The following is a 22033-nucleotide window of genomic DNA, read 5'->3' on the forward strand; positions in this document are numbered from 1 at the left end:
CCAGCATCATGGTGGCGCCCAGGACGGCGGTCAGCGTGCCCACGACAAAGGCGACGTGCAGGGTCGTCGCACTCAGCCCGAAGAGCGGCGCCAGGCGGTTGATCAGGAAGCCCCCCGCATTGATGATCCCGGCGTGGAGCAAGGCCGTTGCGGGCGTCGGGGCATAGAGATAGTGAGGGAGCCAGATGTGGAACGGGAATTGCGCGGACTTGCTCATGCCGCCGATGAACAGCAGCAGCGTGACCGCCGTCGGTCCGCTGATGTCCAAGCCCGGCCAGGGCGACAGCGTGACCGGCATCTCGGCGGCCTTGGCGAACAGGGCCGGAAATTCCAGCGTGCCGTACAGGGCATGGGCCAGGACGACTCCCGCCAGAAACGCGATGTCCCCGGCTCGCAACAGTGTGAACGTCCTGAAGGCGCCTTCCAGCGTGCCCGCATGGGTATGGTTATGGGCCAGGAGATACAGCAGGTAACTCAGCAGTTGCCAGAACAGGAACAGCATCATCAGATTCGCGCTGGAGACCATGCAGAGCAGCACGAACGTCGCGATGCCGATGAGGGCAAGATACCGGGGTTCGTGGGGGTCCTGGTACATGTAGCCGAGGGAATAGGTGTAGATGACCGTGCCGATGCCCGAGATCAGCACCATCATGACGGCGCTCAGCCGGTCGATATAGAAGCCGATCGGAAACGCGAGCGACACACTGGAGGCGGGGTCATAGAAGCGGATACTGATCGGCCCCTGGGTGGCCACATAATAGAGCGTGGCGATTGCGCCGCAGAACGCCGCCCCGATCGGGAAGGCGGCGAGCTGTGTGCGGGTGCGGCGCGAGCGTTCGTCACCGACTGCGACCATCAGCGCCGTCAGGAGCGGGAGCAAGGGAAGCAGGATGGCGTACACGGGCCCCTCCCAGTTTCGGAAAAACAAAAGCCAACCGCGCTGCGCGACAGCATGTCCGCGCACCACGGTTGGCTTGTACTGAAACCGGCCCGAAACGTGCCGGTCACCCTACCGCCTCTGTCGTATGCATCGTGGGGGGGCCGCCTCTCCCGTGCAACCGTGGCGGACAGCCCACCCCATCAGATGAATACAGAATCTTCTTATCAAGGATCCGTCTCGGAGGAGTCAAGACATCGGGTACATTGCCCGCAGCCTTCTAGGCCTTCGGACCCACGCGGCGTGTCTTTTGGACCCCCGAGCGGCCGGTTTGCCCTTGTGACCCCGCAAAAGCACCTCTATACTTGAGCGCGACGATCTGACCGGAAGGACGGTGTCATGAACAACAAAGGACTGACCAGAGGCGAAATCGAAAGCGCCATCCGCAACGCCATCATCAAGTTCGAGCAGGAATTCATGGGGCGTGGGCCGGAAGACGTAAAGGCCTTCATCGTGCGGGATCTGGTCGTGGTGCGCCTGAAAGGCGTGCTGACACCCGCGGAGCGGCAATTGGCCAAGACCGCCGAAGGCATCGACATGGTCAAGCGGGTGCGCCAGACGCTCATCGCCCAGGGACGCGAGCGGCTGGTGGAGCAAGTGAATGAAATCACCGGCGCCAAGACCGTGGCCCTCTTTACCGATATCGATGTCCAGATCGGCGAGAAAGTCCTCGTCTTTTCCATGGATCGAGAACTGGAAAGCGCCGGTCGATAACCTGAATCGAGGGACGCATGAAAAAACTCATCGAGGGCTTCAAAAAGTTCCAACGCGAGGTGTTCAAGACGAAGCGCGATTTATTTTCAAGCCTGGCCAAGGGGCAGCAGCCGAGGGCCCTGTTCATTACCTGTTCAGACTCCCGCATCGATCCTTGTCTGGTGACCCAGACGGATCCCGGGGAACTGTTCATTCTCCGGAACGCGGGCAATCTGGTGCCGTCCTACGGGACGACGATCGGGAGCACGATCGCCACGATTGAATATGCGGTCGGCGTGTTGGGGGTGAAAAATATCATCGTCTGCGGCCACACGGATTGCGGAGTGGTGAAGGCCATCCTCGAACCGGAGCAGGTGGGCGATTTGCCCGCGGTGAAGGCCTGGCTGCTTCAGGCGGAAGCCACCAGGCGGGTCGTGCGGGACAATTACAGCCATCTGACCGGCGACGCCCTCTATGTCGCCACGACGCAGGAAAACGTGCGGATTCAATTGGGGCACATACAGACCCATCCGCTTGTCGCGGCGCGACTGCGAAACAAGTCGCTGGAACTCCATGGGTGGGTCTATTCCATCGAAACCGGCGATGTGTGGACCTATGATTTTGCCCAAGACACGTTCCGGTCGTTGATTCAGCCGTCCGGCAAGGCCCGCCGCAAACGGAAATAACATCCGAAATGACGCACCATCTGCGCGCGCTCGAGCAACTGGCCTTCGACAATTCCTACGCCCGCTTGCCCGAATCATTTCACGCGAAACTGCACCCCACGCCGTTCTCGAGCGCGCCCTATCTCATCAGCTTCAATCCCGCCGCGGCGGCACTCATCGACCTCGATCCGGCGGAAGCGGCGCGGCCGGAATTCGCCGGCGTGTTCGGCGGGAGCCTGCTCGTGCCGGGGATGGAGCCGTTGGCCATGCTCTACGCCGGCCACCAGTTCGGCACCTATGTCCCGCAGCTGGGAGACGGGCGGGCCATTCTCCTGGGCGAGGTGCGGAACGAGCGGGGCGCGAAATGGGATTTGCAGCTCAAGGGCGCGGGGATGACGCCCTTTTCGCGTGACGGCGACGGCCGCGCGGTGCTGCGTTCCACCATCCGCGAATATCTCTGCAGCGAAGCCATGCACGGCCTCGGGATTCCGACCACGCGGGCGCTCTGCATCGTCGGCAGCGATCACCAGGTCTATCGCGAGCAGGTGGAAACCGGCGCGATCGTGCTGCGCATGGCGCCCTCGCATGTCCGGTTCGGCTCGTTCGAAATCTTCTACTATCGCAAGCAGCACGAGCAGCTGAAAGTCCTGGCCGATTATGTGATTGGCCAACACTATCCGCACCTGGTTGAGGTCGCCGACAAGTATGCCCGCTTCTTTGACGAAGTGGTCGAACGCACGGCCAAGTTGATTGCCCAATGGCAGGCCGTCGGCTGGGCCCACGGCGTGATGAATACCGATAATATGTCAATCCTCGGCATCACGCTCGACTACGGCCCCTTCGGCTTCATCGACGACTACGATCCCGGCTTCATCTGCAACCACTCCGATCACAACGGCCGCTATGCCTTCAATCAACAGCCCTATATCGGTCTCTGGAATCTGAGCTGCCTTGCGCAGGCGTTGCTGCCCTTGGCCGAAAAGAACGAGCTGAAAGCCGCGCTGGACCGCTACACGCCGCTCTGCGAAGGGCGCTACATGGAGCTGATGCGGGCCAAGGTCGGGCTGCGTGAGCCGCAGGAAGCAGACGCGGGGCTGATTCAAGATCTGCTGGCGCTCATGGCCCAGCATCACGTCGATTACACGATCTTCTTTCGCGCGCTGGGCGAGTTTCGTTCGGCACCCGGAGACACCAACGACGGGTTGCGCGATTTCTTTCTCGATCGTGACGCCTTCGACCGCTGGGCCAGGCGCTACGCGGAACGATTGCGCGCCGAAGGAAGCCGGGATGAGGAGCGGCGCGCGCGCATGCAGCGCGTCAATCCGAAATACGTGCTGCGCAACTACCTGGCGCAGCAGGCCATCGAGAAGGCGCAGCAGAAGGACTTCTCTGAAATCGACCGCCTGCTGGTGTTATTGCAGAATCCCTACGACGACCAGCCGGGCATGGAGGCCTATGCCGCTGCGCCGCCGAACTGGGGGAAACACCTCTCCGTCAGTTGCTCGTCCTAAGCCTCTCCTGGTTGCGGAGCCCTCGTTTCTTGCGTCAGTATAGATCAGATGAACCGCAAGCTGAGGCGGAGCATATTTCGGAGCCCGCTTTTCACGTCCACCCAGGAACGATCACATGGCCAAGAAGCAGGGAGATTCCAAGCTGGCGGTGGCGGGGACCATTACGCTGGGACTGGCGATTGCCGGGGTGATGCTGGTCCAGTCGCCGCTGAAGAGCACGCGTCCGCCCTCCATGGGGGGCGAACTCAAGCCGCATGTGGCCGAAGGCGTCGTGGCGGCCCGCCTGTGGGAGGATCCCCTGGAAGCCGTGCGCCGCGTGGCGAAATTCGATGGTGAGGTCAGGTCGGCGGCCGGGGAGATAAAGGACGATGTCGATCGGGTGAGAGCCATCCGTCAGGAGCTGGACGACAAGATCGGCCAGCAACCGGGGCGGCCCATCACCGTGCTGCTGGTGACAGCCGAAGGCGGATTGTCGGGAGAAAGCCGGGAGACCCGTATCCGGGATCGCTATGCGATCGGCTCCGCCCTCGGGATTGCCTGTTATGTGCCCCACAATGAAAATCAACTGTCCTATGTCGAATGGCGGGACCGTGCCGGAGCGAGCCGGGTCTTGCCCTATGAGTGGTACGGGGACGGGCCGCGAACCTGTTCCCTCGACACAACCCGGGCCTCATCCATTCTCATTCTGTGGGTGAGCAGTGAGATCACCGGGGATCATCCCATCGGCACCCTGCAGCGGCTGACGCAGTCCATCCTGTGCGAGGAGAGCGCCATCGGGCGCCACGCCTGTCAGACGGGACGGGATGGCACGGTGCTGCTGGACCCTCGCCGGGAACAGCATCTGCGCTTCAAGATCATCGGACCGCGCAGCTCCTCTGGGTTCCGCAATCTCCTCGAAGAAGCGGCCGGCACGGTGCAGGGGCGCGACGATCACCTGATTTGGGCGAACGCCGGCGGGCGCGTGGAACTGTACTCGCCTTGGGCCACGGCCATGCCCAAGCTGCTGACGCAAGGTCTCAACGTCGCCGCCAAGCCGGCGGAATCCTCGGAATGCGCCTCGCCCGACGCGAGCCGGGAACAACTCTGTTGGATTTTGCTGAAGGCGGGGATCGAGCTGAAACACAGCATTGGATCGGACGACCGGCTCTTCGGCGCCTTGACGCAGGAGCTCGAACGCCGCCGGGTAAAATTCGAGCGGGATGCCGTCATCCTCATCGCGGAATGGGATTCGTTCTATGGCCGGGTGCTGCCGGTGGAGTTTACCGCCGCCGTCTGCCATCGCATCGCCCATCGGACCGACGCGGAGAACCGCGCCATCAATAAGGAACGGCTGGCGAGGATTCAATCGGAATGTGCCACGGTCAACCAGGCGGTCGAGCTTCAAGTCAACAGCCCGGCTGGAACGAGGGGCCTCGGCTTGAACGTCTGGCGATACAGCTACCTGCGCGGGCTGGACGGAGAAGTGCCTGCCGGAGAGAAGGGAGAGGCCGCCAAGGGGAATGGCGCGAAGTCGATCAAGAGCGCCCTGTTCGATAGCCAGGTGCTGGAGCGGCCCATCGGCACGAGCCAGTTCGATTATGCGCAGCGGCTGGCCAGCCGCATCGAGCGGGATATGACCGAAGTGGCCAATGCGATCTCGGACGATGAAGAGGACAGCACCAAGAATCCCGTCACCGCCATCGGCATCCTCGGCAGCGATGCCTATGATGCCCTGCTGATTCTGCAGGCCATGCGCGAGCGCTTTCCCGGCGCCGTCTTTTTCACGACGGATTTGGATACCCGGCTGGTCTACGCGGATGAATACCGGTGGACGCGGAATCTCGTGACCGCCTCCCACTACGGGTTGGAATTGTACGGCATGTTGCAGCGCGATGTGCCGCCGTTTCGCAGCAGCTATCAAACCTCCGCCTACTTTGCCACGCTCCAGGCGGTGGGGCATGTGCGGCCCTTGTCCGTCTGTCCGCCCAGCCCCGCCGGCCAGTCGCGCGGGATCGCCGACACACCGTTGTCGCCCTGCGGCTACCGGGCCAACCTGACGGCCGATCATGTGTGGTTCAGCGGGGTGGAGCCTCCCCGCCTATTCGAAGTCGGCCGGCATGGCGCGATCGATCTCTCGGTCGGCGCGGTTGAAGAGGGGCACACCCTGCACGCCCCCCGCGTGGATCTGTCGGATGATGCTCCGCAAACAACGGGCCGGCGGCCTCCGTCCGGCGTCATTTATGGGAGCGCCGGTTTGGCCTATGTGATCGGGTTCATCCTCTTATGGACCAGACCGGCCTCGCACCGGTGGATGACGGCGCACACGGGCCTCCTGCTTTTCGGGGCACTGGGCGCCGTTGGGCTCGCGTTCTTCGTCGATCGGGTGCTTCTCGATATCGTGCTGCGGAATCACGATCAGGGCGAACCGTTCTATTGGCTGGAAGGCGTCAGCCTCTGGCCGACGGAAATTTTGCGCGGGCTGGCCACGCTGTTGGGACTTATCTTCTTGATCAAGGCCTGGCGGGACCTCCGGTCGAATTCGGACTGGATGGAGGAGCGCTACGGGTGTGGCGCTCAGACCGGAGGGGCTCATGCAGAAGGGTGGCGGCGGTATCTCACGACCATGCAGTGGGTGTTGTCCCCTCGCGGCCGCCGGGAGGAAGCGCAGGTCGGGAATTTGTGGACGCTGTACCGGGAAGCCGGTTCAGGCCGGCATCGTCTCCCGCGCATCCTGCTGCTGGTGACGGTGTATGCGGTGTCGTTGGGGCTGCTCTGGAAAGTCATGGGCACCGAAGATTTTTCAGGCCCCTGCCGCGGGACGTTCAGTTGCCGGCTGGATCTGGTGCTCGTGCTGGCCAGTTATGTGTGCGCGGCGGTCCTCAACCTATTCGTGTTCGACGCGGTGCTGCTGTGCCGGCGCTGGATCGGCTCGCTGACGCAGGCCACGGAGGGCTGGCCCGAGGCACTGACCGGCCGACTCAAGTTGCAGTCCGCCGAGCATGTGGCCAAGGCGCGGGAGCTGATGAAGATCGAACTGATCGCCAAGCGGACCGATGTGGTCAACCGGCTCGTGCGGTATCCCTTCATCGTGCTGCTCATCATGATGGTGGCGCGCAACAGTTATTTTGACAACTGGCATTTCCCCCTGACGATGGTGGTGGGGTGGGCGGTGAACGTGTTGCTGGCCATGGCGGCGGCGCTGCTCTTGTATCGGGCGGCGGAGCAGGCGCGGAATGCGAGCGTGTCCAGGCTGAACCAATTGGTGCTGCAAGGTTTGGATCGCGGCACGGCCGGCGAGCCCGACGTCAAACTGACCCGCCAGGTCATTGAAGACATTGAAGCCGTCAGCCAAGGAGCCTTTGTGCCCTTGTGGCAGCAGCCGGTGGTCGAGTCCTCGTTCTATGGCGGCCTGGCCGTGGTGCAGTATCTCTATTTGAATTAATCGGCGGGGAGCGTGGGTGATGCAGACGATTCGTCTGGGGGATTTCACGGTGCGCCTGACCGGCGGCACCGATGGCCACGGCGGCGGCCAGGGCCCGCTGGTGGTCCTATTGCACGGCTTCGGCGCGCCCGGAGACGATCTGGTGCCGCTGGCCGAGGTGATCGATGTCCCGGCCGGGACGCGCTGGATCTTTCCAGAAGGCCCGCTTTCGCTGAGCTTTGGACCGATCGATGCGCGCGCCTGGTGGATGATCGACATGGCCCGCATCGCCCAGGATCGAGCGGCCGGGCGGGTGCGCGATCTGTCGCAAGACATTCCGAAGGGCCTGGCGCCCATGCGTGAGCAGATGCTGGCTTTTTTGAAAGAAATCGAGCAGAAACTCGGTGCCGATCCGCGCAAGACCGTCCTCGGGGGATTCTCGCAGGGGGCCATGCTCTCCTGCGATGTCCTGCTCCACAGCGATCGTCCCTATGCCGGGCTTGTTCAGCTTTCCGGCACCTTGCTCGCGCAGCCTCTGTGGGGTCCGCTTCTTCCAAAACGAAAAGGGCTGCCGGTCTTTCAAAGCCACGGCATGCAGGATGAGATTCTGCCCTTCACCGGGGCTGAACGCCTCCGCGATGCGCTGAGCCAGGCCGGCCTCGCCGTCGAATGGCATACGTTTCGCGGCGGGCACGAGATTCCGGAGACGGTCGTTCAACGACTCGGTTCGTTTCTCATCAAGCGGCTGACGAGATCCTCACCATGATGAACCGGTTTGAATTGAAGGGAGCCGACGGCAGGCTCATCCGTGGCGATCGCGCGATGGGGAAGGATCGTCAGGTTCTTTTCATTACCGGCTTCCTCTCCAAGCGCTGGGGGAACAAGAGCAAGTCCCTGGCGCAGTGGTGTCAGGAGCAGGGCTGGGGATTCTGCTGCTACGACGTGCGCGGGTTCGGCGAGTCCGATGGAACGTTCACGGACTACACTCTGTCGGATTGGCTGGCCGATGCGCGGCTGGTCTTGAATGCATTGAAGCAGGGTCCGTCAATTACGATCGTCGGAAATTCTCTCGGCGGCTGGATCGCCTGGCTGATGGCACAGGAGTTTGACGTCGTCGATCGGCTGATCCTCATCGCCCCGGCCTTCAACATGATGGGGGTGCGGGCCGCGCAGATTCCGGCGGCACGGCGAGAGGAATGGCAGCGCACCGGCTGGATGCCCTGGGACGACGAGCCCCTCCACAAAGACTGGCCGCTGTCATGGAAGTGGGTGGAAGAGAGCGAGTCTTATTGGAAGACGACCTTCGACCGGCTCAGGCCGGTATGCACGACCATCCTCCACGGACAGCAAGACAGCGTGATCCTTCCGGAAGGCAGCAGGCAGTTTGCGGAAACGCTCGTGGAACGAGCGCCTGCATTTCCGATCGCCCTCGAACTGATCCCCGGCGATCATCGATTGAGCAGTCCCGAGCATATGGAACGGTTTCGCCACGTCGTCGTCGAACAACCCTGAGGCAACACGATGCTCACCTTGATTCATAAAGAGTGCGGCGGTCCGGCAATGGAAGATTCGCTCGTCGGCGAAGTCTGCGCGATTCCCATCGACCGCTTTCCCTTCCCCTGTTTCACCTGTCTGGAAGAAATCGACGACGAGTCGGAACTCCGGCTGTCGCAAGACCTCGGCATCTAGCGGACCGTTGAAAACGCCTGCCTGCGGCGAATTCGGGACCCGTGAAACGTGAGGCGTGAAAGGTGAAACGAGGGGAGGCTCGGAGCGCTACAAGCCGGCTTGGACGAGGTCCTTCGGCGGGTAGTGCAATCGTTGCATGGTGACCGCGATGATTTCGCCGGCGGTGGCGGCGTCCTTCTGCACCATGCCGCGCTTCACGACGACCCGCATGCGCGTCGTCTTCTGGCTGAGGGTCTCCAGATCGATTTCAATATCCATCGGGTGCGCGGTGTTGGGGCCGTGCGCGACGATGTGCACCCCGGCCACATGGGATTCGGAGTTCTCGATGGGAAACCCCATGTCCTGGAGGGTGGTGAAGGTTTCTTTGAGCAGGGGCTCGACCGGCAGGACGAACGTCTTATAGGCGATGTTATCCATCGTGTAGGACACGCCGGTGGCCGACGCCGTTTCCGCTCCGGCCGAGAAGAGCCCCGCCGCGACCGCTCCGCAACCGGACGTCATCACGCCCAGTAACAGACACACCAGCCCGTGAAGCACGGTCACCGTTCTGCTACGCATAGGGCCTACGATACCCGGCTTTCCAGGCGGTTTCAAGCAAACCTCGGTTGTGCGGGGCGAGCTGGTCTGCTAAGTTGTTTGATTCGGCAGTATGAATTACTAGCGGAGGATTCCAAGGACCATGGCTACAACCAACGATAAGCAAGTCATTTTCTCTCTCGTCAATGTCGGGAAGGTCTATCCCCCGAAGCGGCAGGTGTTGCGCGAAATTTATCTCGGGTTTTACTACGGCGCCAAGATCGGCGTGCTGGGGTTGAACGGATCAGGCAAAAGCTCGCTGCTCAAGATCATTGCGGGCGTGGATCCGAATTATACCGGCGAGATCACCCGATCGAAGGGCTACAGCGTGGGCCTGCTCGAACAGGAGCCCCAGCTCGACCCGAACAAGACTGTGAAGGAAGTGGTCGAAGAAGGCAAAGCGGAACTGGTGGCGCTGCTCAAAGAATATGAAGCGGTGAGCAACAAGATCGGGGAAGTCGGTCCCGATGAGATGGAAAAGCTGATCGACAAGCAGGCGCAGATTCAGGAAAAGATCGAGGCGGCCAACGGCTGGGAATTGGAAAACGAGCTGGAGATCGCCATGGACGCGCTGCGCTGTCCTCCGGCGGATGCCAAGATCAGCGTGCTCTCCGGCGGTGAAAAGCGCCGCGTGGCCCTCTGCCGCCTCATGATTCAGGAGCCTGATATCCTCTTGCTCGACGAGCCGACCAACCATCTCGACGCCGAGTCCGTCCAGTGGCTGGAGCAGCATCTGCAGCAATACAAGGGCACCGTCATCGCCGTCACGCATGACCGCTACTTCCTCGACAATGTCGCCGGCTGGATTCTGGAACTGGATCGCGGCCACGGCATTCCCTTCCAGGGCAACTATACCTCCTGGCTGGAACAGAAGAAGGACCGGCTGGAGAAGGAAGAGAAGGCGGAGTCGAAGCGCCAGAAGACGCTCGAACATGAGTTGGAATGGATTCGCATGTCGCCGAAGGCCCGCCAGTCGAAGGGCAAGGCGCGTCTGAACCGGTATGAAGAATTGGTCAATCAGAAACAGGATCAAGTGGCCGCCGACCTTGAAATCTACATTCCGCCGGGACCGCGCCTGGGCGACGTGGTCATTGAAGCCAACGGCATCAGCAAGGCGTTCGGCGACAAGGTGCTCTACGAAAATGTGAATTTCAGCCTGCCGAAGGGCGGGATCGTCGGCGTGATCGGACCGAACGGGGCCGGCAAGACGACCATGTTCAAGATGATTCTCGGCAAGGAGAAGCCGGATTCCGGCACGATCCGGATCGGCGAGACGGTGAAGCTGGGCTATGTCGATCAGGATCGGAGCCTCGATCCCAATAAGTCGGTGTATGACGTGATCTCAGAAGGCCAGGACACGATCAAGCTCGGGAAAGTGGAAGTCAACGCCCGGGGCTATTGCGCCCGCTTCAATTTTGCCGGGACCGATCAGCAGAAGAAGGTGAAGGAGTTGTCCGGCGGGGAACGCAATCGCGTGCATCTCGCCCACATGCTGAAGGAAGGGGCCAATCTCCTCATCCTCGACGAACCGACGAACGACCTCGATGTGAATACGTTGCGGGCGCTGGAAGAAGGGCTGGAAAGTTTCGCCGGTTGCGCGGTCGTGAGCAGCCACGACCGGTGGTTCCTTGACCGCCTGGCGACACATATTCTGGCGTTTGAAGGCGACAGCAAAGTCGTGTGGTTCGAAGGGAACTACAGTGATTACGAAGCGGACCGCAAGCGGCGTCTCGGCAAAGAAGCCGATCAGCCGCACCGGATCCGCTACCGGAAGCTCACCAGGAACTGACCGTATTTATGGCCAACCGTCCCGGCGGCGCGCGGAAGCCCGTTGCACTGGTCACCGGCGCCGCCGGGTTGATTGGCCGGTATCTCCTCGCCACCGCCTCGCGCTGGGCGCCAGCCTGGGATGTGCGCGGGCTTACCAGACAGGATCTTGATCTCACGGACGAGGCGGCCGTCCGCCGGCAATGGCGGGAGCATCAGCCGGCGGCCGTCATCCACTGTGCCGCGATCAGCCGCCCCGCCATCTGCGAGCAGGATCCTGAGCTGGCCAGACGAGCGAATGTTGAGGCCACGGCGCTCCTCGCCTCGCTCGCGGGCGAGATTCCCTTTCTCTTTTGTTCCAGCGATCAGGTGTTCGACGGCCGGCAAGGCTGGTATGTCGAAACGGACCGGATCAATCCGATCAATTACTACGGAGAGACCAAGGCGGCGGCTGAACAGACTGTCCTCGCCAATCCCAGTCACACGGTGGTCCGTCTGGCCCTGACGGCCGGCACCTCGCAGACCGGCGACCGCAGTTTTGTGGAAGACATGCGTCGAAGCGCCGCGCGCGATCACCGGATCACCCTGTTTACCGATGAGTTTCGCAGTCCGATTCCGGCTGGTGTGGTCGCACGGGCGGTCTGGGAATTGATCGGCTGTGAGCGGCCCGGTCTCTACCATCTTGGCGGGACTGAACGGCTCTCGCGCATGGACATCGGTGAAGCCCTTGCGGCCTGGTATCCTGAGCTGGCGTCACGCCTCCAGCCGGGCTCTGTGGCCGGGTATCGAGGGCCCCAACGGCCGCCCGATTTGTCGATGCGCTGCGAGAAGATTCAGCGTCTCTTATCCTTCCCTCTCACAGGTTTTCGCACCTGGATCGCGTCACGCTCAGGTGACGGAGCGGATCCCTGGGACTTTGCCATGACAGAGCTCAATCCATGACCTCGTACAACCCGCTGACGCTCCTCCTCTGGGCCTGGCTGGCCATGGCCGCCTGGATGGCGGTGCTCTGGCTGGTTGAGCGGTCGCGGCGCAATGCGTCGCTCGCGGATGTCGGATGGTGTGTTGGCCTGGTCGTCGTCGTCGCAGGATATGCCTGCCTTGCGGCCGGTGAGGTGGAGCGGAAACTTCTTTTGGTTGTGATGGTGTCGGTCTATGGCCTGCGGCTGGGCGGGTACATCCTCTTTAATCGAGTGATCGGCAAGACAGAAGATCGCCGCTATCAACACATGCGTCGTGAGTGGCACTTGTCGGAGCCGATCGTGATGTTCGGCTATTTTCAGCTGCAAGCCGCTGCCGTCGTGCTCTTCTCCCTCCCCTATCTGGCGGTGATGCAGAATCCCAGGCCGCCGTTCGGCCTGTGGGAATTGGCCGGGGTGGTGGTGTGGCTCCTTGGGGTCGGAGGGGAAGCCCTCGCCGATTGGCAGCTCGCCCGGTTTCGCGCGAAGCCGTGGAATCATGACCGTGTGTGCCGCGAGGGGCTCTGGTATGTCTCACGCCACCCCAACTATTTTTTCGAATGGGTGCATTGGTGGGCCTATGTGGTGATGGCGATCGGAAGTCCCGGCTGGCTGCTGACGTGGATTGGTCCGGCCGTCATGGGGGTGGCGCTGGTGAAGATCACCGGCATCCCCTGGGCGGAGGCCCAGGCGTTGCGCAGGCGCGGGGAGGACTATCGCCGCTATCAGGACACGACGAGCGCCTTCATTCCCTGGTGGCCGGGGTCTCGGCACAAGTAACCTTATTGGCCGGTGTTGAGCTGAGCGAGGCGTGCGCGGGCGGTCTCCGCCTCTTTACTGCCGGGATAGAGGCGAATCACATCATCGTACAGTTGCTTGGCGTGGGGAAGGTTCATCTGGCGTTCTTCGAACTCGGCGGTGTCCAGCAGCTCCTTGGCCTTGTCGCCGCCGCAGGCGATGGTCAGACCAAGGAGCAGGAGGCACAGGCTTGTGCGGAGGGTTGTCGCTGCGCGCATCATCAGATCATCCTACGCGGCCTGCTTTTTCTTGTCCATCCAGAGGGAGAAGGGATAGGGCCACTGATGGGTGGACAGATTTCTATCCGGTTTTCTCGTCTGGTAGGAAAGCCCACGCAGCTTGTCCCACTCGATGTGCGCCCGCCCTCCTCCTGTCTCGTGCAGTTTCTGCCACGACTGCAGGAGGTCCAAACAGGCATGGTCGATATGGCGCAGTGATGTGATGCACACCCGTACCTCGGCCTGGGGCGGGATGTTTTCCACGGCCGCCGCGAGGCGTGGCAGGCTGACAAAAGTGGCGATGCCGGCCAGCTGCAGCGTCAAAGGCCCATGCTCATGATCCTGGTTCAGATGGGCCTCAAGATTTTGCGTCGTATAAATCAGCTTGGCGGCCGCCAGCCCGACGCCGATCATCACGCCGGTGAGCAAATTGGTGAGGACGATCAAGCCCATGGTCAGGGCATAAATCCAGACTTCGCTCTGCCCATGCTGGCGCAGGTCTCGGATGACGCCGAAGTTCATGAGCCTGTATCCCGTATAGACCAGGACCGCGCCTAAGCTGGCGGTGGGGATCATGTTGAGCACAAAGGGCAGAGCCCCGACGAACAGAAGGAGCCAGGCTCCATGGAGAATGGCCGACGCGCGGGTTTTGGCGCCGGCCTGCACGTTGGCGGCGCTGCGGACGATGACTCCGGTCATCGGCAATACGCCCCCGAGGCCGCACAGCGCATTGCCGACGCCTTGCGAAAACAGTTCGCGGTTGTATTTAGTGCGCGGGCCGGTATGCAATTGATCGACGGCGGTGGCGGAGAGCAATGTCTCAACACTGGCGATAAACGCTAACCCGACAGCCTCCGTCAGAATAGTGGGGTCGAGCAGGTGGCCGGCACTGTCGATGCCGGGAAAATGAAAGACCGTGAATGGATTATCGGGAAAGGCAATGTGGCTGATCGGCAGATCGAACAGAATGGTCACCACCGTCGCGGTGGATACACCGATGAGCACGGCCGGCACGGCGCGCATCTGCTTCGGCGCATAGGCGGTCCACAGGAGGATCATGGCGATGGTGAGAAGACCGATCCAGGCCGCTTCTTGATGGGGGGTTGCGATCGGTCCGTCAGGGACCACCGCTTTCATGAACGCACCCGGCAGGGAGAGGATGTTGGCGATCCCGCTTCCGTGAGGCGCGTCGTCGATCATCACATGGATCTGGCCGGTGAAGATCAGCAGACCGATACCAGCCAGCATCCCGCGGACGACGGCCGGGGAGACGGCCCGGAACCAGTGGCCGACTTGCAGCCAGGCCCAGACGATTTGGATGAGGCCGGCCAGGAGCACAATAATCCCGTATTTCTCGACGCCGTGTGTGTGAATCAATTCCCACACGATGACGGTAAGACCGGCTGCAGGCCCGCTGACCTGGAGCGGGCAGCCGGCCAGCCAGCCGACGACCAGGCCGCCGATGATGGCGGTCATGATCCCTGAACCGGGAGGGGCGCCGGAGGCGACGGTGATCCCCATGCAGAGGGGCAGCGCCACGAGGAACACCACGAAAGAAGAAAAGAGATCGTCTTTATACGCGCCCACCTGCGAGGCCGCAGGGGGAACACCGCTGGTTGCTAAAGTCATGACCGCACCGCCTTCCGAGCCTGGCAGGGGCTATCGTCCTGCTCGCACCAGTCTATTCAAGAACAGGGCAAATGCTAATGAAAATTGAATAATCGCCGCTGTTGGCAGGCCAACGGCGTTGGTGGTGAGGGTTCTCAGTGGGGGGTCGGCCGCTCGGTTTCCTCGATGCCATACCGGGGTGCGGTGATATCTTCGCTCCGGCACAGAGGGCAGCGGCTGGGGCGGGTCAGACGGCGGCGGTCGCGGAAGACGAAGCCGCAATCCTGGCAGTGAGACGGTTCCAGGATGAATCGACGGGTCTTGTCACGGGCGATGGATTTCACGACATGTTCGAGGTGCTCTTCGACCTGCCGCTCGGGAATCCCGAGCATCTGCGCCAGCTGGTGCGTGGCCAGACGGGTGCCGGTCAACAGGTCGATCATGCGCTGGCGGGGAGTCCGGCCGGGGCTCAGCATGCCGCATCGTAAGCCACCATCGACGAAAAGCCAAGGCGGGCCTAGCAAGACCGGCCATCTTGCACCGCGGCCAATAGTTTGACAGGATGAGCGCATGCCGACTCCCAGCTGGGATGATTTCGCCGACCTCGCGCTGAAACGTCTGGCAAGCTCGGGCGCCGAGTACGGCGACATCCGGATACAACGGGCCACGACGCAAGCCATTCGCGGTGAAGATCGCCGCATCGCCTCGATTCGCGACCAGGACGACATCGGATTCGGGGTGCGCGTCCTGTATCACGGGGCCTGGGGGTTCGCGGCCAGCTCCATTCTCTCGCTTGAAGAAGTGCCGCGCGTCACCGACCTGGCGGTCGAGATCGCCAAAGGCTCCGCCTCCATCGCCGTCGAGAAGGTCGTCCTGGCCAGAGAGCCGGTCCATCGCGACCGGATTATCACGCCGGTCCGCATCGACCCGTTCACCGTGCCGCTTGAACAGAAAACCGGCCTGCTCCTGGCGACGATGGATCGGTTGCAGCAAGAAGCCGGCGTGGTGCGCAGCAGCGCCGGGCTCTGGACTCGGCGAGACCGCAAGCTCTTCGCCTCGACGGAACGGACCAGAGTGGAATTCGACCTGCTCGCCTCCAGCGGCGACTGCACCGCGACGGCCCTCCACGACGGGCGGTTCGCCAGCCGGTCGTTCAATACGCCGCAACTCCGGCGCGGCTATGAACTGGTCGAAGAAGCCGATTTTCTGCGGCAGGCTCCGCTGGTGGCGCGGCAGGCGGTTGAGAAGGTGCGGTCGCCCGCCGTCGAGGCGGGCCGCTATGATCTGGTGCTCGATCCCGAGCATCTGTCTCTCACCATGCACGAATCTTGCGGCCATCCCAGCGAGTTGGACCGTGCGCTGGGGTACGAGGCGAACTACGCAGGCACCAGTTTCCTCACCACTGACAAGCGTGGCACGTTCCGGTATGGGTCGCCGCAGGTGAATCTGGTGGCGGATAACACGGAACCGGACACGCTGGCGGCCACCGGCTATGACGATGACGGGGTGGCCTGCCAGAAGTGGGACATCGTGCGCGAGGGGATCTTCGTCGGGTATTGCACGAATCGCGAAGTGGCGCCGAAGATCGGCGAGGCCCGCTCACGCGGGTCCAACCGCGCCGATGGGTGGGGGAGCGTCCCCATCGTCCGCATTGCGAACATCGGTCTGGAGCCGGGATCGGCCACGCTCGATCAGCTCATCGCCGATGTGAAGCGCGGGATCTACATCGAAGGCCACGGTTCCTACAGCATCGATCAACGGCGCTACAACTTCCAGTTCGGCGGCGACGCGTTCTGGCTGATCGAGAACGGGAAGCGCACCCACATGCTGCGCGACGTGATCTACCACGGCATCACGCCGGAGTTCTGGAATAGTTGCGACGGCGTGGCCGACCGGTCGCATCGCCGGCGCTATGGGTTCATTACCTGCGGCAAGGGCCAGCCGGGGCAATCAGGTTGGATGAGCCATCCTGCGTCGCACGCCCGCTTTCGGAACATCCAGGTGATACGGGGGGAGGGGCGTTCATGACGACCACTAACGCCAAACCCTGGCCCAAGATGACCAGCCGTGAGGAGTTTCAGTTCCTCGCCGAGCTGGTCCTCAAGTGTTCGACGGCGGACCACACGCTGGTGACGCTGCAGGATCAGGATGGCGGGACCACCCGCTTCGCCAACAATCAGATCGTGCAAAATGTGAACACCCGCCGGGGAAACGTCGCCGTCTCCGTCGCATTCGGGGCGCGTCAGGGCACTGCCACGACGACGGACTTCACCGCCGGATCGTTGCGCGAGACGGTGAAGCGGGCCGAAGCCCTCGCGCGGGTCTCTCCCGAAGACTCGGAATTTCTGCCGCCGGCCGGCCCTCAAGAATACGGTGCCTGTCCGGCTGCGCGCGGCGAAACGATCAAAGCAGGTCCGGTTGTGCGTCTGGAATATGCCAATGAAGCGATCGGGCAATGCCGCATGGAAAATCTGTCGGCGGCGGGGATTGTCTCCTCAGCCCGCGCCTCGGTCGGCGTGGCGGCGGGGACAGGGCTCCTGGCGTTTGAGGAGCGGACGGAAGCACGGTTCAGCATCACGGTGCAATCCGGCGATGCCACCGGCTGGGCCTCATCGGCGCATCGGTCCATCGACCGGTTGAAGGTGCAGGAGCGCACACTCTCCGCGATCCACAAGGCGATTCAGGGGGCTGATCCGCAGGAATTGGCGCCCGGCCGCTATCGGGTGATCCTCGAACCGGCGGCGGTGGCCGGCCTCTGGTCCTGGATCATCTGGATGCTGGAGGCCAAGTCCTACCTGAAAGGCACCAGTCCCTTCGCCGGCAAGCTGAAGCGGCGGATCCTCGACAAGCGGATTTCGCTGGACAATGCGCCGGGACATCCTGATCTGCTCGGCGTTGGTTTTACCTCCGACGGATTGCCCTCTTCCGCGTCACGCTGGATTCACCACGGAGCCTTGCAACAGCTCCTTTATGACCGGTTCACCGCGCAGGCGCAGCAGATCGGTGTCATTCCGACGATCGAGGCGCCCTGTCTCTCCCTCGACGGCACGCCGGCCGGCTCACTGGCCCAGCTGATCAAATCGACGGATCGGGCGATCCTGGTCACGAATTTCTGGTATCTCCGGACCGTGAACCCGACCGACCTCACGCTGACGGGGATGACGCGCGATGGAACCTTCTTGGTGGAGAACGGGGAGATCGTGTCGGCGGTGAAGAATTTCCGCTTTCACGAGAGCCCGCTGCGGGCCTTTCAACAGGTCGAAGCCTGGACCGCGCCCATGGAAGCGGTCACATCCGAGACCGGCAAAATGCTGGTCCCCGCCGTCGTCCTGCCGGAGTTCCATTTCTCCAGCGTGACGCGGTTCTAGGAAGTGGCGGAAACCCCCGTGAGGGTGGTTGCACCTATATACGATTGCAGGACTTGACCAGTTGTTGTCACATTGAGAGCCATGATGGATATCAATAAGGTTATAGAATCACGAAGAAAAGAATTGGGTTTGTCGGTTCAGCAGGTTGCCGATTCTATCGGAGTCAATCTTAATTCTTACTACGATATTGAATGGCATGCAGATGAATTAATAAAGGCAGTTGAACTACGGAGCATCAAGCTGCTTTCACAAACGCTTGGCTTAGGGATGTTTAAGTTACTTTCTATGCAATGCGCCTTTTGTGATGCAAACGCAGCATATTTGGAGGAGTATCGCTTGCCACGCCATGAGTTGATCAAGGCTCTTCGACAGAAAATGGGATTAAGTCAGCAAGAGTTAGCGGATCAATCAGAGTTTTATGATTATGCAATTCAAGCAATGGAGCGTGATCCCGATTACTTGGAGCGATCCCGCGTCGAAAGTGTTCTGGATCTTGTCGCACCGCTAAAGGTTCCCTTGCAGGTACTACTGGGCGTGAAATGCCCAAAATGTGGGCTTTGATTAGAACTGCAGCGAGAAAGAATTTAAAAAATGGGGATTCGGTCTGGCGGGCTGACTGGTCGCGATCCGCCACAGGGTCCCACTCTTCAGTATGGCAGTGAGAATCGTTAGCAACCAATTGGGGGCGCGCAGGCTTGGCCCATCTGGAGCGCCTTTCTCCAGTATGGGTATTGGTTTGCCGAGAGTGCGGCGTATCTCAGGTTGCATCCCGCCACGGTCAGTCGACGCTTGACGCAGGCGGCAGATGGGCCATGTGGATCCGGTCCAACCTCTTTGCGTAGATTTCTAGAGATACAGGAGTTGGTTGGCGACTTCTTCGGCGGTGAATGTATTGAGCAGGGTCATGATCCGTCTCGCAAGTTCGAAGTCCGAAGCGCGGCGGTTTGCGATGAGGATACCTGCATGCTGGCGGTGGTCGCGAAGGGCGGCTTGGTGTAATTGTTCAAAATCGACTCGATTGTGGGTGAGGATCGCGTGCCGGTGGGCTGCCGCAAAGTGCAGTTGATCAGCATCGGAGCCTCCAAGATTGTTCGCCTCACGCGTGGTCAGCACCTCGAAGCCGTGCGGACGCAGAAGTTGCGCAATGAAGACCGACACGTCTTCGTCGAGGTAAAGCCGGACGAAGAGCGAGGACTCGGTCACTGGAGACGGGGATGAATCTTTTCGGTTGGGACGCGATTGCAGCGGATGTCTTCGTCAATCGCGTCACGGTGCTCCTGATAATAGCTGAGCGCGTCGAAGACCTGGGCCAGCGTGAGGTGAGGCAGCCGTCCGATGATTTCTTCCGGCGCGACGCCGAACTTCCATAATTCAGCGATCGCTCGCACGGGGGTGCGGGTTCCGCTCACAATGGGAGCCCCCCGAAGAATGTCTTCAGTACAGACAATGTAGGGATGGCTTGTCGCGGTTGTCATGACTCGACCATACTCGTGGAAATTCTAAAATCCAAGCCTACTGGAGGTGTCCTGAGAAGTCAATTTGAACGCTGAGCCGCCGCTTGGCGTGCTTGATGATCGGAACGCGCCCGTCTCTCCCGTTCAAACCCGTCGCATGTCACCGTATCAGATCTGCTGCTGACAGCTATTGAGGACCGCCTGCTAGATCGCCTTCCGGCCGGCTGGCGGTTTGAGAATGTCGATCATCGCTCGGCTGATCCGTGTGACACTGATGTCGAGCGCGTCCTTGATCGCAAGGTTGGCCTGTGTGTAGAAACCGAGCCCTTCCTCCGTTTCAAGGAATTCGACATAGCGGCGCAGGTCTTCCTGTAGAAGTGTGCGGTAGGTAAGGAGCAGACTGACCCATACATGGGCTTGTATTTGCTGCCGCCGAGCTTCGCGGCTGCGGGCGAGCTGGCCGCGGAGATGGTCCAGGCCTGATCGCTGGGCGGCGGGCAAGGTTTCCTCATAGGCCGCCGCGACCCCCAGTCCGAGCGACTCTGAAATGTCCAAGAGCAGTTCCGTACCGTTGGCTGCCCGATCGATCCGGCGAATCAGTTGGAGGCGGTCGTTGTCCGGCGGGGCTTTTTCCAGCTGTTTGGCGAAGGAGGGTAATTCCTGCTGGAACCGGGGCTCGCTGGCCACGTTTTCCAGTGTCGTCACTTTTCGGCCGAGATCCGACTTCAGCCAGTTGAGGGTTGCGGTGAGCACGTTCGGGCGCAAGGAGGTTTCCAGATTGTGCGAGATGGCCTGTTCGAGCATGGGGGCATCGAACGAGGTTGCCAGCGCGTGACGGAGGGCGGCCTGTTGTTCGCCCGGCAGTTTCCGCTGTTGTTGATCGAATCCGGCCAGGACTTGTTGCGGAATCTGCTGAATCTGCTGTTGCAGGCCTGATAAGGCCATGACCTCTTGGACGAGGAGCTTCTGGCTCTCTGCTCCGGCCCACGCGGGGAGAGACCAGCAAGAGAGTATGAGTCCCAGTACAACGTGCACAACGGTGACGATCATAACAAGCTCCTTGGGCGGTCGTTCGAGATGAAAGAACCCAACAGGCTTCAGTCTAGCAGATGCCTCTAACCCATTGATGTACTTGTAATTTACATGGGGTAAACAGGCAACAAGAAACGGCCTTTCAGCTCAGGGCCACCTCTCGTTTCCCTATTCACATTTCGCGGTTCCTAAACATACTGCTGGGAGTCTTTTTCAACCACCGGCTGGGTATGAGCGTAAGGGGAGCGACCGGATTTAAAAATTCGGCTTCCGGCCTTGGCAGGATATTATCCGGTTTTCTTCGTTTCTATTGGAAAAATCATTGACTCACCTGCGGGTCAGGAGTAGAGAAGTACCTAGTGAGCCGGTGGATTCGTTTCCGCAGCCCCGGGCTTACAGAATGGTTCGCGTCCCTCCAGTCAGATCGTTGCTCCCAGCTTCACGGTGCTCCGGCGTTCTGGATGGTCCGCCGCTCAGCAAGGAGATGTTGCCATGTCCCGCCGGTATAGCGATGCCCCCATCAATCTTATCGCGCGCATTCCCACGCCGGAACAGCTGTCTGCCGCGCGGAATCACAAGCGATCGTTTGGCGAGCAGGTCAAAGAATCGGCGGCGGCATCTCTTCGTCGGATGGCCGAGCGGGTGCAGCAGGCGGGTGAGACGGTGGCGGCATTTTTCAACGGCAAGAAAACGGAAGAAGCCGGCATTCCCCAAACCGACGAACCGATGCGTGATGATGAGATAGTGTCTGGAGAACATCCGAGTGCCGTGTCTTCCGAATCCCTCGACCTCGTGCTCAGCGGAATGGATGATAGACAAGCCGTGGGTCCGCTCGATGCGCCGGCAGCTCCGGCGCCGCAACCGCCAGTGACGGTGGCATTCACGGTTCCGGAACCGGGAGAGCCTGTTCCCGAACCGGTGTCTTTGGAAGAAGTGGCGGCGTTGCGCACCGAACTTATCGCGCAACGGCTGGAAGTGGCGCGGTTGTCGTCGCAATTGCAAGAATTGAAATCGATGGTGGGTTCACAGCAACAGGTGCTGATGTATTTGGGCCAGGAAATGGAAACCCAGCAGATGCCGATTCTTGGGGCAGCGGCGCTGGGACCTTCCCGTCCGAAGAAACCCAGAGTCGCCCGCGCCAAGTCGACTACGACGGCCGCGTCTGGCTCACGGAAGACGGCTCAGAAGCCGGCGCTCAATCTGTAACGCGGCGGACAAGGGTGTGTGCGCCGCCTCCTCTGCCATTGCCCTGTAAGACGCCATCCTCTGCCGCATTGGCCTGCCCCTGTGGGCGACAACCCCCAACGTTTTGTGGACGAATCGTGAACGAGCGGTTTTCATTTGCAATAGTGACCACT

Annotated in this window: 22 protein-coding genes; 14 read left to right on the plus strand and 8 right to left on the minus strand. The window is 61.3% G+C overall.

The window, feature by feature from the left end:
- On the minus strand, window positions 1–901 hold a 901-nt coding region (locus RI101_09770; protein ID MEC4890333.1), incomplete at its 3' end, for a proton-conducting transporter membrane subunit.
- Window positions 902–1276: 375 nt separating this feature from the next.
- Between RI101_09770 and RI101_09775 the strand changes: the two genes are divergently transcribed.
- The 7 genes from RI101_09775 to RI101_09805 all read left to right on the plus strand — a co-directional run bounded on the left by RI101_09775 (window position 1277) and on the right by RI101_09805 (window position 8895).
- Window positions 1277–1651 (plus strand): DUF2294 domain-containing protein, encoded by a 375-nt coding sequence (locus tag RI101_09775; protein MEC4890334.1) that lies wholly within the window; start codon window positions 1277–1279, stop codon window positions 1649–1651.
- A gap of 17 nt (window positions 1652–1668) precedes the next feature.
- Window positions 1669–2316, plus strand: a complete 648-nt coding sequence (locus tag RI101_09780; GenBank protein MEC4890335.1) for a carbonic anhydrase — start codon at window positions 1669–1671, stop codon at window positions 2314–2316.
- A gap of 8 nt (window positions 2317–2324) precedes the next feature.
- On the plus strand, window positions 2325–3806 hold the full coding sequence (locus RI101_09785; GenBank protein MEC4890336.1) for a YdiU family protein: 1482 nt from the start codon (window positions 2325–2327) through the stop codon (window positions 3804–3806).
- Between the two features lie 115 nt (window positions 3807–3921).
- Window positions 3922–7227, plus strand: coding sequence for a hypothetical protein (locus RI101_09790; protein MEC4890337.1), 3306 nt, complete (start codon window positions 3922–3924; stop codon window positions 7225–7227).
- A gap of 19 nt (window positions 7228–7246) precedes the next feature.
- Complete coding sequence (locus RI101_09795; GenBank protein MEC4890338.1) at window positions 7247–7972, plus strand: hypothetical protein; 726 nt, start codon at window positions 7247–7249, stop codon at window positions 7970–7972.
- Complete coding sequence (locus tag RI101_09800; protein ID MEC4890339.1) at window positions 7969–8718, plus strand: alpha/beta fold hydrolase; 750 nt, start codon at window positions 7969–7971, stop codon at window positions 8716–8718. Before RI101_09795 ends, RI101_09800 begins: the two co-directional genes overlap by 4 nt.
- Window positions 8719–8727: 9 nt before the next feature.
- Window positions 8728–8895, plus strand: coding sequence for a hypothetical protein (locus RI101_09805; protein ID MEC4890340.1), 168 nt, complete (start codon window positions 8728–8730; stop codon window positions 8893–8895).
- 87 nt (window positions 8896–8982) lie between these two features.
- On the opposite strand, the gene RI101_09810 is transcribed toward RI101_09805, so the two are convergent.
- Entirely contained in the window at window positions 8983–9438 is a 456-nt protein-coding gene (locus RI101_09810; GenBank protein ID MEC4890341.1) for a hypothetical protein, read from the minus strand.
- A 136-nt stretch (window positions 9439–9574) separates the two neighbouring features.
- On the opposite strand from RI101_09810, the gene ettA reads away from it, so the two are divergent.
- Genes ettA through RI101_09825 form a run of 3 tightly spaced genes read left to right on the plus strand, consistent with a single transcriptional unit; the run spans window position 9575 to window position 12977 of the window.
- Window positions 9575–11260 (plus strand): energy-dependent translational throttle protein EttA, encoded by a 1686-nt coding sequence (gene ettA, locus RI101_09815; protein ID MEC4890342.1) that lies wholly within the window; start codon window positions 9575–9577, stop codon window positions 11258–11260.
- An 8-nt stretch (window positions 11261–11268) separates the two neighbouring features.
- Entirely contained in the window at window positions 11269–12180 is a 912-nt protein-coding gene (locus tag RI101_09820; GenBank protein MEC4890343.1) for an SDR family oxidoreductase, read from the plus strand.
- Window positions 12177–12977, plus strand: coding sequence for a DUF1295 domain-containing protein (locus tag RI101_09825; protein MEC4890344.1), 801 nt, complete (start codon window positions 12177–12179; stop codon window positions 12975–12977). The genes RI101_09820 and RI101_09825 overlap by 4 nt, the downstream gene beginning before the upstream one ends.
- Before the next feature lie 2 nt (window positions 12978–12979).
- On the opposite strand, the gene RI101_09830 is transcribed toward RI101_09825, so the two are convergent.
- The 3 genes from RI101_09830 to RI101_09840 form a co-directional block, all read right to left on the minus strand.
- Window positions 12980–13216, minus strand: coding sequence for a hypothetical protein (locus tag RI101_09830; GenBank protein ID MEC4890345.1), 237 nt, complete (start codon window positions 13214–13216; stop codon window positions 12980–12982).
- A gap of 9 nt (window positions 13217–13225) precedes the next feature.
- On the minus strand, window positions 13226–14842 hold the full coding sequence (locus tag RI101_09835; GenBank protein ID MEC4890346.1) for a SulP family inorganic anion transporter: 1617 nt from the start codon (window positions 14840–14842) through the stop codon (window positions 13226–13228).
- A gap of 134 nt (window positions 14843–14976) precedes the next feature.
- On the minus strand, window positions 14977–15297 hold the full coding sequence (locus RI101_09840) for a hypothetical protein (protein MEC4890347.1): 321 nt from the start codon (window positions 15295–15297) through the stop codon (window positions 14977–14979).
- A 94-nt stretch (window positions 15298–15391) separates the two neighbouring features.
- On the opposite strand from RI101_09840, the gene RI101_09845 reads away from it, so the two are divergent.
- The 3 genes from RI101_09845 to RI101_09855 all read left to right on the plus strand — a co-directional run bounded on the left by RI101_09845 (window position 15392) and on the right by RI101_09855 (window position 18750).
- A complete protein-coding gene (locus RI101_09845; protein MEC4890348.1) occupies window positions 15392–16849 on the plus strand; it encodes a TldD/PmbA family protein in 1458 nt (485 codons plus the stop codon).
- Window positions 16846–18189, plus strand: a complete 1344-nt coding sequence (locus RI101_09850) for a TldD/PmbA family protein (GenBank protein MEC4890349.1) — start codon at window positions 16846–16848, stop codon at window positions 18187–18189. The genes RI101_09845 and RI101_09850 overlap by 4 nt, the downstream gene beginning before the upstream one ends.
- An 81-nt stretch (window positions 18190–18270) precedes the next feature.
- Window positions 18271–18750 (plus strand): hypothetical protein, encoded by a 480-nt coding sequence (locus RI101_09855; GenBank protein MEC4890350.1) that lies wholly within the window; start codon window positions 18271–18273, stop codon window positions 18748–18750.
- A 285-nt stretch (window positions 18751–19035) separates the two neighbouring features.
- Here RI101_09855 and RI101_09860 read toward each other — a convergent pair whose 3' ends face one another.
- The 3 genes from RI101_09860 to RI101_09870 form a co-directional block, all read right to left on the minus strand.
- Complete coding sequence (locus RI101_09860) at window positions 19036–19392, minus strand: DUF5615 family PIN-like protein (GenBank protein MEC4890351.1); 357 nt, start codon at window positions 19390–19392, stop codon at window positions 19036–19038.
- The gene (locus RI101_09865) at window positions 19389–19664 is read right to left on the minus strand and encodes a DUF433 domain-containing protein (protein ID MEC4890352.1); all 276 of its coding nucleotides are present in this window, start codon (window positions 19662–19664) and stop codon (window positions 19389–19391) included. Before RI101_09865 ends, RI101_09860 begins: the two co-directional genes overlap by 4 nt.
- A gap of 183 nt (window positions 19665–19847) precedes the next feature.
- Window positions 19848–20693, minus strand: a complete 846-nt coding sequence (locus tag RI101_09870) for a hypothetical protein (protein MEC4890353.1) — start codon at window positions 20691–20693, stop codon at window positions 19848–19850.
- A gap of 474 nt (window positions 20694–21167) precedes the next feature.
- Here RI101_09870 and RI101_09875 point away from each other — a divergent pair, with 474 nt between their 5' ends.
- On the plus strand, window positions 21168–21881 hold the full coding sequence (locus RI101_09875) for a hypothetical protein (protein MEC4890354.1): 714 nt from the start codon (window positions 21168–21170) through the stop codon (window positions 21879–21881).
- Window positions 21882–22033: the final 152 nt, after the last annotated feature.

Source organism: Nitrospira sp., from assembly GCA_035968315.1.
GTDB lineage: Bacteria > Nitrospirota > Nitrospiria > Nitrospirales > Nitrospiraceae > Nitrospira_D.

Coding starts and splice junctions, on each gene's coding strand:
- RI101_09865 (MEC4890352.1), bottom strand. CDS start 19,664: ATGACAACCGCGACAAGCCATCCCTACATTGTCTGTACTGAAGACATT.
- RI101_09790 (MEC4890337.1), top strand. CDS start 3,922: ATGGCCAAGAAGCAGGGAGATTCCAAGCTGGCGGTGGCGGGGACCATT.
- RI101_09785 (MEC4890336.1), top strand. CDS start 2,325: ATGACGCACCATCTGCGCGCGCTCGAGCAACTGGCCTTCGACAATTCC.
- RI101_09820 (MEC4890343.1), top strand. CDS start 11,269: ATGGCCAACCGTCCCGGCGGCGCGCGGAAGCCCGTTGCACTGGTCACC.
- RI101_09825 (MEC4890344.1), top strand. CDS start 12,177: ATGACCTCGTACAACCCGCTGACGCTCCTCCTCTGGGCCTGGCTGGCC.
- RI101_09855 (MEC4890350.1), top strand. CDS start 18,271: ATGATGGATATCAATAAGGTTATAGAATCACGAAGAAAAGAATTGGGT.
- RI101_09835 (MEC4890346.1), bottom strand. CDS start 14,842: ATGACTTTAGCAACCAGCGGTGTTCCCCCTGCGGCCTCGCAGGTGGGC.
- RI101_09775 (MEC4890334.1), top strand. CDS start 1,277: ATGAACAACAAAGGACTGACCAGAGGCGAAATCGAAAGCGCCATCCGC.
- RI101_09830 (MEC4890345.1), bottom strand. CDS start 13,216: ATGATGCGCGCAGCGACAACCCTCCGCACAAGCCTGTGCCTCCTGCTC.
- RI101_09805 (MEC4890340.1), top strand. CDS start 8,728: ATGCTCACCTTGATTCATAAAGAGTGCGGCGGTCCGGCAATGGAAGAT.
- RI101_09870 (MEC4890353.1), bottom strand. CDS start 20,693: ATGATCGTCACCGTTGTGCACGTTGTACTGGGACTCATACTCTCTTGC.
- RI101_09800 (MEC4890339.1), top strand. CDS start 7,969: ATGATGAACCGGTTTGAATTGAAGGGAGCCGACGGCAGGCTCATCCGT.
- RI101_09875 (MEC4890354.1), top strand. CDS start 21,168: ATGTCCCGCCGGTATAGCGATGCCCCCATCAATCTTATCGCGCGCATT.
- RI101_09795 (MEC4890338.1), top strand. CDS start 7,247: ATGCAGACGATTCGTCTGGGGGATTTCACGGTGCGCCTGACCGGCGGC.
- ettA (MEC4890342.1), top strand. CDS start 9,575: ATGGCTACAACCAACGATAAGCAAGTCATTTTCTCTCTCGTCAATGTC.
- RI101_09780 (MEC4890335.1), top strand. CDS start 1,669: ATGAAAAAACTCATCGAGGGCTTCAAAAAGTTCCAACGCGAGGTGTTC.
- RI101_09850 (MEC4890349.1), top strand. CDS start 16,846: ATGACGACCACTAACGCCAAACCCTGGCCCAAGATGACCAGCCGTGAG.
- RI101_09845 (MEC4890348.1), top strand. CDS start 15,392: ATGCCGACTCCCAGCTGGGATGATTTCGCCGACCTCGCGCTGAAACGT.
- RI101_09840 (MEC4890347.1), bottom strand. CDS start 15,297: ATGCTGAGCCCCGGCCGGACTCCCCGCCAGCGCATGATCGACCTGTTG.